Consider the following 12285-nt stretch of genomic DNA (forward strand, 5'->3'; position numbering starts at 1 on the left):
CATCTATTTTGGAAGGCTGCTTGGGAATACGCCCAAGCCAAGGAAAGGAAACGCAAATGGCAGACATCGTGAACATTCCCAATGCCGGGCTGAACCTCTGGGGCCGGATCAGGAATCTCGTGGACGGGATCAAACAGGCCCGCGCCCGCGCGGTCGAGTACAACCGCACTTATTCCGAGCTGCAGAGCCTGTCGGACCGTGAACTGAACGACATCGGCATCCGTCGCTGCGATATTCAGGACATTGCCGAAAAGCACGTCTATTGCCGCTGAGGTCTTGCGCGTGCAGCTCAGGGCCTGCGCGCGCCACGGCAACGGCCCGAAAGAGCCCCGGAGTCCAGCGCCCCGACAGCGGGGCGTTTGGCGTCTGTGGGCATGTTGCCGCCGCAAGCCCTTGCGTGGCTGGGCAAGTGGGTTTATACGCCCCCGGTGGCCCGACGGCCGCATGAGAATCAAAACCAAGAAATGCCGTGTTTGGCCCATCACGCTTCGGGGGCCACATCCGGCTCAGGAGAAGCGAAATGAAACTGCACGAACTGCGCGACAATCCCGGCGCCGCTCCCAAGAAAACCCGTGTTGGCCGTGGCCCTGGCTCGGGCAAGGGTAAGATGGGTGGCCGTGGTATCAAGGGTCAGAAATCCCGCTCGGGTGTGGCCATCAACGGCTACGAAGGCGGCCAGATGCCGCTGTATCAGCGTCTGCCCAAGCGTGGCTTCAACAAGCCGAACCGCAAGGCATACGCCGTCGTCAACCTGGGCCTGATCCAGAAGTTCGTCGATGCCGGCAAGCTGGACGCCAAGGCCGCGATCACCGAGGACGCGCTGGTCGCATCCGGTCTGGTGCGCCGCAAGCTGGACGGTATCCGCGTTCTGGCCAAGGGCGAAATCAGCGCCAAGGTGAACCTGGAAGTGACCGGTGCCTCGCAAGCGGCGATTGAAGCCGTCGAGAAAGCGGGCGGTTCACTCAAGGTCACAAAAGCCGCTGCGGCAGAGTAAGCGCTTGTGAGCGGGCGCCGACCCGCTTACATAGACCACAGAGTTTTCCAAGACGCCGCCCGAGCCGGAAAACGGTTCCGGGCGGTGTTTTCATAAGAGAGACCGATTTATGGTATCAGCAGCAGAACAAATGGCAGCCAACACGAGCTGGGCTGCCCTTGGCAAGGCCACCGATCTGCGCAACCGCATCCTGTTCACGCTGGGTTTGCTGATCGTCTATCGCCTGGGCACCTTCATTCCGGTGCCGGGGATCGACGGACAGGCCCTGCGCGAGTTCATGGAGCAGGCGGGGCAGGGCATCGGCGGCATGGTTTCGATGTTCACCGGCGGGGCGCTGGGGCGGATGGGTATCTTTGCCCTCGGCATCATGCCCTATATCTCGGCGTCGATCATCGTGCAGCTGCTGACCTCGATGGTTCCGGCGCTCGAACAGCTCAAGAAAGAGGGCGAGCAGGGCCGCAAGAAGATCAACCAGTACACCCGTTTCGGCACCGTGGCGCTGGCCACCGTGCAGGCCTATGGCCTGGCGGTTTCGCTGGAATCGGGGGATCTGGCAACGGATCCGGGGCTCTATTTCCGGTTCTCGACCATGATCACTCTGGTCGGCGGCACCATGTTCCTGATGTGGCTGGGTGAACAGATCACCGCACGCGGCATCGGCAATGGCATCTCGTTGATCATCTTCGTGGGCATCATCGCCGAGGTTCCGGCAGCCCTGGCGCAGTTCTTCGCCTCGGGCCGTTCCGGCGCGATCAGCCCGGCCGTGATCGTCGGCGTCATCGTCATGGTGATCGTGGTCATCACCTTCGTGGTGTTCATGGAACGCGCATTGCGCAAGATCCACATCCAGTATCCCCGCCGCCAGGTCGGCATGAAGATCTATGACGGCGGCTCCAGCCACCTGCCCGTCAAGGTCAACCCGGCGGGCGTCATCCCGGCGATCTTTGCCAGCTCGCTGCTGCTGTTGCCGGTGACCATCTCGACCTTCTCGTCGGGCGCGGCGAACGGGCCGATCATGTCCTGGCTGCTGGCGAATTTCGGTCCGGGCCAGCCGCTTTACCTGCTGTTCTTCGCCTCGATGATCGTGTTCTTCGCCTATTTCTACACGTTCAACGTGTCGTTCAAACCGGATGACGTGGCGGACAACCTGAAAAAACAGAATGGTTTCGTTCCGGGCATCCGTCCGGGCAAGAAGACCGCCGAGTATCTGGAATACGTCGTCAACCGCGTGCTGGTGCTGGGCTCGGCCTATCTGGCGGCGGTCTGCCTGCTGCCCGAGATCCTGCGCGGCCAGTTCGCCATCCCGTTCTATTTCGGCGGCACCTCGGTTCTGATCATCGTTTCCGTGACCATGGACACGATCCAGCAGGTCCAGAGCCATCTGCTCGCGCATCAATACGAAGGTCTGATCGAGAAGTCGCAGCTGCGCGGCAAGGGTAAGAAACGCGGCCGGAGGGGGCCAGCTCGTCGATGAATATCATTCTTCTGGGACCGCCGGGCGCGGGCAAGGGCACACAGGCGCGGCATCTGGTCGAAACCCGCGGCATGATTCAGCTGAGCACCGGCGACATGCTGCGCGAGGCCAAGACCTCGGGCACGGAAATGGGCAAGAAGGTCGCCGAGATCATGGATGCCGGCAAGCTGGTGACCGACGAGATCGTGATCGGCCTGATCGAGGAAAAGCTGCAGTCCGAGGCCGGCGCCGGTTTCATCTTTGACGGTTTCCCGCGCACGCTGGCGCAGGCGGATGCCCTGGCGGCGCTGCTGGCCAAGCTGGGCCAGTCGCTTCACACCGTTATCGAGATGCGGGTGGACGACGAAGCCCTGGTCAAGCGGATCTCGGGCCGCTTCACCTGCGGCAATTGCGGCGAGGTCTATCACGACGAGACCAAGCCGACGAAGGTCGAGGGCGTCTGCGACAAATGTGGCGGCACCGAGATGGTTCGCCGCGCCGATGACAACGAAGAAAGCCTGCGCACCCGCCTGATGGAATATTACAAGAAGACCTCGCCCCTGATCGGCTACTACTATGCCAAGGGTGACCTTCGACCGGTGAATGGCCTGGCCGATATTGACGAGGTGACCGCCTCGATAGAGGCCATCCTCAGCTGACCTGCGATAGGGGCTTGACGGCCAGCCGAAAAGCCCATATCGACCCACATCCCCAATGGGAATCAACCGCGCAGGCGGGATTCGTCCTGCCTGCCTGGACTACCTCGTACAAATGCTGGACCCTCTGGCGCCACTGCCACGGTCAAGTGTTGTGAAAAAAGGTTCTGGAATTACGGAACCGCAACGAAAGGAAAGTGACACGTGGCACGTATTGCCGGCGTAAACATCCCGACTGCCAAGCGGGTACCCATCGCCCTCACCTACATCACCGGTATCGGCAACACCTCGGCCAAGGCGATCTGCGAAGCCGTGGGCATCGACGAGAGCCGCCGGGTGAACGAACTGTCGGATGCCGAAGTTCTGGCCATCCGCGAGCACATCGACGCCAACTACACCGTCGAAGGTGACCTGCGTCGTGAAGTGCAGATGAACATCAAGCGCCTGATGGATCTGGGCTGCTATCGCGGTCTGCGTCACCGCCGCAACCTGCCGGTTCGCGGTCAGCGCACCCACACCAACGCTCGTACCCGCAAAGGCCCCGCAAAGCCGATCGCGGGCAAGAAGAAGTAAGGAGGGTCTGACCGATGGCACGTGACAAGACACGCGTAAAACGCAAAGAGCGCAAGAACATCGCATCGGGCGTCGCCCATGTGAATTCGACCTTCAACAACACCAAGATCCTGATCTCGGACGTGCAGGGCAACGCCATCTCGTGGTCGTCGGCCGGCACCATGGGCTTCAAGGGGTCGCGGAAATCGACCCCCTACGCCGCGCAGATGGCCGCCGAAGACGCCGGCCGCAAGGCGCAGGAACATGGCGTCAAGACGCTGGAAGTCGAAGTTCAGGGCCCCGGTTCGGGTCGTGAATCGGCACTGCGCGCGCTGGCTGCCGTGGGCTTCAACATCACGTCGATCCGCGACGTGACCCCGATTGCCCACAACGGCTGCCGCCCGCCGAAGCGCCGCCGCGTCTAAGCGATCGAATTATCAGGCTGGGGCCGTGTTTCCGCACGGCCCCGGTGCGCCGTTTTGAAACCTCGGGCGTCTGCACCTTTCTCGGTCATGGGGCGCAGACAGGAATGGAGGGATTACATGATCCACAAGAATTGGGCAGAATTGATCAAGCCGACCCAACTTGAAGGCAAGCCGGGCAACGATCCTGCGCGCCAGGCGACCCTGATTGCCGAACCGCTTGAGCGCGGCTTTGGTCTGACGCTCGGCAACGCGCTGCGCCGCGTCCTGATGAGCTCGCTGCAAGGTGCGGCCATCACCAGCGTCCAGATCGACAACGTTCTGCACGAGTTCTCGTCGGTCGCCGGCGTTCGCGAGGACGTCACCGACATCATCCTGAACCTCAAGCAGGTTGCCCTGCGCATGGAAGTCGAAGGCCCCAAGCGCCTGTCGATCAACGCCAAGGGCCCGGCCGTCGTCACCGCTGGCGACATCAGCGAAAGCGCCGGCATCGAGGTTCTGAACCGCGACCACGTCATCTGCCACCTGGACGATGGCGCCGACCTGTTCATGGAACTGACCGTCAACACGGGCAAGGGCTATGTCTCGGCCGAGAAGAACAAGCCCGAAGACGCCCCCATCGGCCTGATCCCGATCGACGCGATCTACTCGCCGGTCAAGAAGGTCGCCTATGACGTTCAGCCGACCCGCGAAGGCCAGGTTCTGGACTATGACAAGCTGACCATGAAGATCGAAACCGACGGTTCGATCACTCCCGAGGACGCACTGGCCTTTGCCGCCCGCATCCTGCAGGACCAGCTGTCGATCTTCGTCAACTTCGAAGAACCCGAAGCAGCCGGCCGCCAGGACGAGGACGAGGGTCTGGAGTTCAACCCGCTGCTGCTCAAGAAAGTGGACGAGCTGGAACTGTCGGTCCGTTCGGCAAACTGCCTGAAGAACGACAACATCGTCTATATCGGCGACCTGATCCAGAAGACCGAAGCCGAGATGCTGCGCACCCCGAACTTCGGCCGCAAGTCGCTCAACGAGATCAAGGAAGTTCTCTCGGGCATGGGTCTGCACCTGGGCATGGATGTCGAGGACTGGCCGCCGGACAACATCGAGGAACTGGCCAAGAAATTCGAAGACGCGTTCTAAGCGCGTCTTCACCAATGCCCGGCCCGAAATGGGAATATCCGGGGACCATATGGGCATTTCCGCCCCAAGGAGAGCCGGTGACACGCATCGCCGGCCAGACAAAGCAAAACGCGAAAGAAGGAACTGAAAAATGCGTCACGCACGTGGTTACCGCCGCCTGAACCGCACTCATGAGCACCGCAAGGCTCTGTTTGCCAACATGGCCGGCTCGCTCATCGAGCACGAACAGATCAAGACCACCCTGCCCAAGGCGAAAGAACTGCGCCCGATCGTGGAAAAGCTGATCACCCTCGCGAAGCGCGGTGATCTGCACGCCCGCCGTCAGGCCGCTGCCCGCCTGAAAGAGGACAAGGACGTCGCCAAGCTGTTCGAGGTTCTGGGGCCCCGCTACAAGGACCGTCAGGGCGGCTATGTCCGCATCCTGAAGGCCGGCTTCCGTTATGGCGACATGGCGCCGATGGCGATCATCGAATTCGTTGATCGTGACGTCGATGCCAAAGGCGCGGCCGACAAGGCCCGCGTCGCCGCTGAAGAGGCTGAAGCCGAAGAATAAGCCCGTCACCCAATAGGGTCGATGGTTGCCCCCGCTCCTCGCGAGCGGGGGCTTTCTTTTCCGTGGTGTCCGTCGGGCCGGGGCCTACATCGCGTCCATCTCGGCCTTGATAAGCGTTTCCAGTTTCGGCACCGGATGATTGGTCAGGTCTTTCGGAATTTCCGCGACGACCCGCCTTGCAACTTCCTGGTGCAACGCAGGGCGCAGGGCGCCCAGCACTTTCGGCGAGGCCACGAGGACAAGGGAGTCATAAGCGCCCTTGAGCGCCCGTTTGTATAGAAGATCCGCCAGTTCCGCCGCGAAGCGGTCGCGGGCATCCTGCTGCCAATTCGGCTCCGCCACAGCCGATTTCTGGTTGGGGCCGCCGTCCGCGCGGCGGCCTGACTGATCGGTTGGCTTCAGATCGTCCGCGCCGACGGTCGGCATCTGTTCTGCGATCACTTCGAAACTTGGCGCGGGGTATTCCACGAGATTGCGCAACAGCAACGCCTTGTTGCCGTCGGCCACCACGATCCAGGCGCCTTTTCTCAGTTTCACCATGTTGTTCTCCCCCAATGCCGTAACGAAATCCGACAGTTCCGTTGAGACTGGAACCGTTCGATCATCATCCACGGCAAGGCGACCCGGGGCAAGTCGCATGGTCGCCGCCTTGCTTGCATTCGCTCCCTTCTGGCCGCATATCAGATGCCAGTTCAAAGGAAATGCCATGATCCGTGCCCTGATTATCGCGCTTGGCCTCGTTGTTGCTGCACCTGCGCTGTCGGAAACCCGCGTGCCACAGTCCCAGGCCGAGATCGCTCTTGGCTTTGCCCCCGTCGTGAAACGCGCCGCGCCCGCCGTGGTCAACATCTATGCCCGGATCATCCGGCCGGGCCGGGGCAATACGCTGTTTGACGACCCGTTCTTCCGCGATTTCTTCGGTGGCGGCTTCGGTGCCCCACGGCCGCGGGTGCAGAACTCGCTCGGGTCCGGCGTGATCCTGTCCGAAGACGGCTATGTCGTGTCGAACTACCATGTCGTAGGCATGGCGACCGAGATTCAGGTGGTCACCACCGACCGGCGCGAATTCACCGCCGAAGTGGTGCTGGGGGATGAGGAAAGCGACATCGCCATTCTTCGCCTCAAGGATGCCGAGGGGCTGCCCTTTCTCAGGCTGCGCGACTCGGACCATGTCGAGGTGGGCGAGCTGGCGCTGGCCATCGGCAATCCGTTCGGGGTGGGGCAGACGGTCTCGTCGGGCATCATTTCAGGGCTTGCGCGTTCGGGTACGGCGACCGGCAACGGGCGCGGCTATTTCATCCAGACCGACGCCCCGATCAACCCCGGCAACTCGGGCGGCGCACTGATCGACGTGAACGGAGACCTGATCGGCATCAATACCTCGATCCTCACACGATCCGGTGGCTCGAACGGGATCGGCTTTGCGATCCCTGCCAATCTCGTGGCCGAGTTTCTGCGGCAGGCGCGGGCTGGGAACAAGACCTTTGTCCGCCCCTGGGCGGGCATGGCCGGGCAACCGATGACCGCCGATATCGCCGAGTCTCTGGGCTTGTCGGTTCCCGAGGGCGTGGTGATCTCGGATCTGCACCCCGAAAGCCCGATCGCCAAGGCCGGGTTCCGGGTGGGGGATGTCATAACCCATGTGGATGGAGGCGAGGTCAACTCGCCGGCCGAGATGAAGTTCCGCATGTCGGTGGCGGGGATTGGCGGCGTGTCGGTCATGACGCGGCTGCGCAACGGCCAGCGCGACCAGATCGAGGTGCCCATGATCGAGGCGCCCGACGTGCCCCCCGCCGAGGAAACGGTGCTGGGTGACCGGACGGTCCTGCCGGGGCTGACCGTCGCGCGGGCGAACCCTGCGGTGATCGCGCGCTTGGGTCTGCCGTTGTCGATCAAGGGCGTCGTCGTGCTGGATGCCGGGCCATATGGCGCGCGGGTGGGCCTGCAGCCCGGAGACGTGCTGGCCGCGGTGAATGATCAACAGGTAACCAGCCCCGGCGACGTGCGCGCCGCGCTGACCAATCCCGGCCGCTGGATCAAGATCGACCTTCAACGTCGCGGCCAATGGGTTTCGCTGCGGTTCCGGATCTGACCGATGGCCGATCTGTTCGACAGCGGAGCAAAGACACCGGCCGCCGAGCCCCCCCGGCCGCTGGCCGACCGGCTGCGCCCGAAATCGCTGGGCGAGGTGATCGGGCAGGACCAAGTGCTGGGCCCGGACGCGCCGCTTGGGGTGATGCTGTCGTCGGGCAGCCTGTCGAGCCTGATCTTCTGGGGCCCGCCCGGCGTGGGCAAGACCACCATCGCGCGGCTGCTGGCCGATGAAACCGATCTGCATTTCGTGCAGATCAGTGCGATTTTCACCGGGGTGCCGGAGCTGAAGAAAGTGTTCGAGGCGGCGAAGATCCGCCGCCGGAACGGGCAGGGGACACTGTTGTTCGTGGATGAGATCCACCGCTTCAACAAGGCGCAGCAGGACGGCTTCCTGCCGCACATGGAGGACGGCACGATCCTGCTGGTGGGGGCGACCACGGAAAACCCCTCGTTCGAGCTGAACGCGGCGCTTCTCAGCCGCGCGCAGGTTCTGGTGCTGGAGCGGCTGAGCCTTGCCGACCTCGAACGACTGACCCAGCGCGCCGAAAAAGAGCTTGGCCGCGCCCTGCCGCTGACGCCGGCAGCGCGGGATGCGCTGCAGGAAATGGCCGACGGCGACGGGCGGGCGCTCTTGAACCTGATCGAGCAGGTCTCGGCCTGGAAGGTGGACGGCCCTCTGGATACCGAGGCGCTGGCAAACCGACTGATGCGGCGGGCGGCGAAATACGACAAGTCCGGCGACGAGCACTACAACCTGATTTCGGCCCTGCACAAATCCGTGCGCGGGTCCGACCCGGACGCGGCGCTCTACTGGTTCGCGCGGATGCTGACCGGGGGCGAGGATCCGCGTTATCTGGCGCGGCGGATCACCCGGATGGCGGTCGAGGATATCGGTCTGGCCGACCCGCAGGCGCAGTCGATCTGCCTGCATGCGTGGGAGGTCTATGAACGGCTCGGCTCGCCCGAGGGTGAGCTGGCGCTGGCGCAGGCCGTTGTCTATCTGGCATTGGCGCCGAAATCGAACGGGGCCTATGTGGGCTACAAGGCCGCGATGAAGCTGGCCAGGCAGTCGGGCAGCGAGCCGCCCCCAAAACACATCCTGAACGCGCCGACCTCGCTGATGAAGGATCAGGGCTATGGCGCGGGCTATGCCTATGACCACGATGCCGAAGACGGGTTCTCGGGGCAGAACTACTTTCCCGAAGCCATGAAACGCCCCGTGCTCTACCAGCCGGTCGAACGCGGGTTCGAGCGTGAGTTGAAGAAACGGCTGGACTACTTCGCCAAGCTCCGGACACAGCGCAACCGGTAACGACGTCGGGTCATTTGCGTTGTGTCGCGGCGTCTTTCAAGACAGACGGTCTCGCATCGGCTTCCCTTGGGTCACGCTGTTGGCAGGAGGAGACCGCTATGGCTGTGACAATCGAAAAGACGGATGACGTCTGGACCATCATCCACGACCGCCCCGAGGCGCGCAATGCGGTGGACACCGAACATGCGCATGCCTTGGTCGAGGCGTTCATGGAATTCGAAACCGGACCCGCGAAAACAGCGGTGTTCTGGGGCAAGGGTGGCAATTTCTGCGCGGGTTGGGATTTGAAACTAGCCGCATCGCTGTCGGATCCGCAAAAGCGCGAGGCCTATTTCGATGCACACGCTTTCCCGATCGGAGCCGCCCCGGTCGGGCCCGGCCCGTTGGGTCCGTCGCGGCTGGAGCTTTCCAAGCCCGTCATCGGCGCGATCGAAGGAGCAGCAGTTGCCGGGGGCATGGAACTGGCGCTGTGGTGCGACATCCGGGTGATGGCCGACACCGCCTATCTCGGCGTCTACTGCCGCCGCTGGGGGATCACCCTGATGGACGGCGGGTCGGTGCGCTTGCCGCGGCTTGTCGGGCAGGGCAAGGCGCTGGAAATTGCGCTGACCGGACGCAAGGTCGAGGCGGAAGAGTGCTATCGCATCGGTCTGGCGGAACGGGTGGTGCCGCACGGGCAGGCGCGCGCCGAGGCCGAGGCGCTAGCCCAGGAAATCGCCCGCTTCCCGCAAGAGGCGGTCCGGGCCGATCGGCGCTCGATCATCGAGACCCGCGGCATGCAGGTGCGAGATGCGCTCAAGGTCGAATGGGCGAACGGGCTGGACGCGATCCGCCGCGAGGGAACGGCAGGCGCCGGGCGTTTCCGCGATGGCGCCGGTCGTCACGGCGATTTCACCAATATCTGAACGCTTTCGGGTCTGGGCGGGTCAGGCGAGCACCTCCCCAGCCCGATTACCTCAATTGTTGGCCGAAAACGCCAGCAAAACTTGACATCCCCGCCCGCCCGCGCGACAGGAGCGCCATGTTTTCTTCGGTTCTTCAAGTGGCGCTTGGCGGCGCGGTCGGGGCGACGCTCCGGTATCTCACGGGCATGGGCGTGTTTCGCGTTCTGGGCCCGCAGGAGTTTCCGGTGGCGATCATCATCGTCAATGTCATCGGGTCCTTCCTGATGGGCGTCTTTGTCGTGGCCGCGGCGCAACGTGGTCTGCACCACCTGAGCCCGCTTGTCGTGACCGGGTTGATGGGGGGCTTCACCACGTTTTCGGCATTTTCGCTCGAGGCGGTGACGCTCTACGAGCGCGGTGCATTTGGATATGCGGCGCTTTATGTCGGTTTGTCGGTCGGTTTGTCTCTGGCGGCGCTGGCCGCAGGGCTTTTGGTTGCGCGGGGGATCTGGGCATGAGCGGCGTTCAGACGATCACTGTCGGCGAAGGCGAGGGCGATCAACGCCTCGATCGCTGGCTGCGGCGCAAGTTCCCGCATGTCAGCCAGGGACGGATCGAAAAGATGTGCCGCAAGGGCGAGTTGCGGGTCGATGGTGGCCGGGTCAAGGCCTCGACCCGCCTGGAGGCCGGGCAGGTCGTTCGGGTGCCGCCCCTGCCGGATGCGGATCAGAAACCTGCCGTGGCAAAGCCGCGCGTGTCGGATGCCGACGCAAAGATGATCCAGTCCTGCGTGATCTACCGCGACGATCATGTGCTGGCCCTGAACAAGCCGCACGGGCTGCCGGTGCAGGGTGGCAGCGGCCAGAGCCGCCATGTGGACAGCCTCGCCGAGGCGTTGCGCTTTGGCTACGACGAGAACCCACGCCTTGTGCACCGTCTCGACAAGGACACCTCGGGCGTTCTGCTGATGGCCCGCACGCGCGAGGCGGCCAAGGGGCTGACCGCCGCGTTCCGCCACCGCAACACGCGCAAGATCTACTGGGCGCTGGTCGCCGGGGTGCCGACGCCCTATCTGGGCGAGATCAAGACCGGGCTGGTCAAGGCGCCGGGCCACGGGAAACAAGGCGAAGGCGAAAAGATGATCGCCATTCACCTGGGCGAGATCAGCAGCACGCCGGGCGCCAAGCGGGCGCATACGCTCTATGCGACGCTCTACCGGGTGGCGGGGCGTGCTTCCTGGGTGGCGATGGAGCCTGTCACGGGCCGGACCCATCAACTTCGCGCGCATATGGCGGCGATCGGGCATCCCATCGTCGGGGATGGCAAATATGGCGGTTCGGGGCAGGAAAACCTGGGCGACGGCTGGGGCGCGCAACTGGGCGGGGTCATCAGCAAGAAGCTGCACCTGCATGCGCGCAGCCTGACGTTTGAACATCCGGTGACGCGCAAGACGGTGACGATCACCGCGCCGTTGCCGCAGCACATGAAGGAAAGCTGGGACACCTTCGGCTGGACCGAGGATCTGGCCGCGGATGACCCCTTCGAGGAGTTGCAATGAACGCGCCTTTGCGGCTGATCCTGTTCGACGTGGACGGGACTCTGGTCGATAGCCAGGGCAGCATCGTGTCCGCCATGACGGCGGCATTCGGCGCCCTGTCGCTACCGGTGCCCGAGCGCGCCGACATCCTCTCCATCGTCGGCCTGTCGTTGCCTCATGCGATGGCCCGACTGGCGGCGGAGCAGAGCGCATCGGTGCAGAACAGCCTCGTGGAAGCCTACAAGGAGGCCTACCACGCGCAGCGCCTTGAACAGGGCGCGGCCCAGTCGCCGCTATACCCCGGCGCGCTCGGCGTGCTGCAGGCGCTGCATGCTGTGCCCGAGAACCTGCTGGGCGTTGCCACCGGCAAGTCGCAGCGGGGGCTCGACGCGCTGCTGGAGGTGCATGGGTTGGAGCACTATTTCGTCACGAGACAGGTGGCGGATCATCACCCCTCGAAACCGCACCCGTCGATGATCGACACGGCGCGGGCCGAGACGGGGGTCGAGGCCGCCTCGACCGTGATGATCGGCGACACGAGTTTCGACATGCAGATGGCGAAGGCCGCCGGCGTGGCCGGTGTGGGCGTAAGCTGGGGATATCACGCTGCCGAGTCCCTAAGGGATGCTGCCCTTGTCATCGACAGTTTCGAGCAACTGTCCCCGGCGCTGAACGATCTCTGGAACTGAGC

15 protein-coding genes are annotated in these 12285 nt (G+C 63.7%); 14 read left to right on the plus strand and 1 reads right to left on the minus strand.

The window, feature by feature from the left end:
- The first annotated feature begins 56 nt into the window (after positions 1-56).
- The 8 genes from AVO45_RS05125 (at position 57) to rplQ (ending at position 5767) form a co-directional block, all read left to right on the plus strand.
- Positions 57-272, plus strand: a complete 216-nt coding sequence (locus tag AVO45_RS05125) for a DUF1127 domain-containing protein (RefSeq protein WP_068344873.1) — start codon at positions 57-59, stop codon at positions 270-272.
- 248 nt (positions 273-520) lie between these two features.
- Positions 521-994 carry a 50S ribosomal protein L15 gene (gene rplO / locus AVO45_RS05130; protein ID WP_068344874.1) on the plus strand — a complete coding sequence of 158 codons (474 nt, stop codon included), beginning with the start codon at positions 521-523 and terminating at the stop codon, positions 992-994.
- Between the two features lie 109 nt (positions 995-1103).
- On the plus strand, positions 1104-2468 hold the full coding sequence (gene secY, locus AVO45_RS05135; RefSeq protein WP_068344875.1) for a preprotein translocase subunit SecY: 1365 nt from the start codon (positions 1104-1106) through the stop codon (positions 2466-2468).
- Entirely contained in the window at positions 2465-3106 is a 642-nt protein-coding gene (locus AVO45_RS05140; RefSeq protein ID WP_068344876.1) for an adenylate kinase, read from the plus strand. Before secY ends, AVO45_RS05140 begins: the two co-directional genes overlap by 4 nt.
- Before the next feature lie 201 nt (positions 3107-3307).
- Positions 3308-3676 carry a 30S ribosomal protein S13 gene (gene rpsM, locus AVO45_RS05145; protein WP_068344877.1) on the plus strand — a complete coding sequence of 123 codons (369 nt, stop codon included), beginning with the start codon at positions 3308-3310 and terminating at the stop codon, positions 3674-3676.
- Between the two features lie 14 nt (positions 3677-3690).
- Positions 3691-4080 (plus strand): 30S ribosomal protein S11, encoded by a 390-nt coding sequence (gene rpsK / locus AVO45_RS05150; RefSeq protein ID WP_068344878.1) that lies wholly within the window; start codon positions 3691-3693, stop codon positions 4078-4080.
- 117 nt (positions 4081-4197) lie between these two features.
- The gene (locus AVO45_RS05155) at positions 4198-5214 is read left to right on the plus strand and encodes a DNA-directed RNA polymerase subunit alpha (protein WP_068344958.1); all 1017 of its coding nucleotides are present in this window, start codon (positions 4198-4200) and stop codon (positions 5212-5214) included.
- A 130-nt stretch (positions 5215-5344) separates the two neighbouring features.
- Entirely contained in the window at positions 5345-5767 is a 423-nt protein-coding gene (rplQ, locus tag AVO45_RS05160) for a 50S ribosomal protein L17 (RefSeq protein ID WP_068344879.1), read from the plus strand.
- 84 nt (positions 5768-5851) lie between these two features.
- Here rplQ and AVO45_RS05165 read toward each other — a convergent pair whose 3' ends face one another.
- Positions 5852-6307, minus strand: coding sequence for a host attachment family protein (locus tag AVO45_RS05165; RefSeq protein WP_068344880.1), 456 nt, complete (start codon positions 6305-6307; stop codon positions 5852-5854).
- Between the two features lie 166 nt (positions 6308-6473).
- Between AVO45_RS05165 and AVO45_RS05170 the strand changes: the two genes are divergently transcribed.
- The 6 genes from AVO45_RS05170 to AVO45_RS05195 all read left to right on the plus strand — a co-directional run bounded on the left by AVO45_RS05170 (position 6474) and on the right by AVO45_RS05195 (position 12283).
- A complete protein-coding gene (locus AVO45_RS05170) occupies positions 6474-7859 on the plus strand; it encodes a trypsin-like peptidase domain-containing protein (protein WP_068344959.1) in 1386 nt (461 codons plus the stop codon).
- Between the two features lie 3 nt (positions 7860-7862).
- The gene (locus AVO45_RS05175) at positions 7863-9173 is read left to right on the plus strand and encodes a replication-associated recombination protein A (protein ID WP_068344881.1); all 1311 of its coding nucleotides are present in this window, start codon (positions 7863-7865) and stop codon (positions 9171-9173) included.
- Between the two features lie 98 nt (positions 9174-9271).
- The gene (locus AVO45_RS05180) at positions 9272-10078 is read left to right on the plus strand and encodes a crotonase/enoyl-CoA hydratase family protein (RefSeq protein WP_068344882.1); all 807 of its coding nucleotides are present in this window, start codon (positions 9272-9274) and stop codon (positions 10076-10078) included.
- A gap of 116 nt (positions 10079-10194) precedes the next feature.
- Complete coding sequence (gene crcB, locus AVO45_RS05185; RefSeq protein ID WP_068344883.1) at positions 10195-10575, plus strand: fluoride efflux transporter CrcB; 381 nt, start codon at positions 10195-10197, stop codon at positions 10573-10575.
- The gene (locus tag AVO45_RS05190) at positions 10572-11615 is read left to right on the plus strand and encodes an RluA family pseudouridine synthase (protein WP_068344884.1); all 1044 of its coding nucleotides are present in this window, start codon (positions 10572-10574) and stop codon (positions 11613-11615) included. The genes crcB and AVO45_RS05190 overlap by 4 nt, the downstream gene beginning before the upstream one ends.
- Positions 11612-12283 carry an HAD-IA family hydrolase gene (locus tag AVO45_RS05195; RefSeq protein WP_068344885.1) on the plus strand — a complete coding sequence of 224 codons (672 nt, stop codon included), beginning with the start codon at positions 11612-11614 and terminating at the stop codon, positions 12281-12283. The genes AVO45_RS05190 and AVO45_RS05195 overlap by 4 nt, the downstream gene beginning before the upstream one ends.
- Positions 12284-12285: the final 2 nt, after the last annotated feature.

The organism is Ruegeria marisrubri, from assembly GCF_001507595.1.
GTDB lineage: Bacteria > Pseudomonadota > Alphaproteobacteria > Rhodobacterales > Rhodobacteraceae > Ruegeria > Ruegeria marisrubri.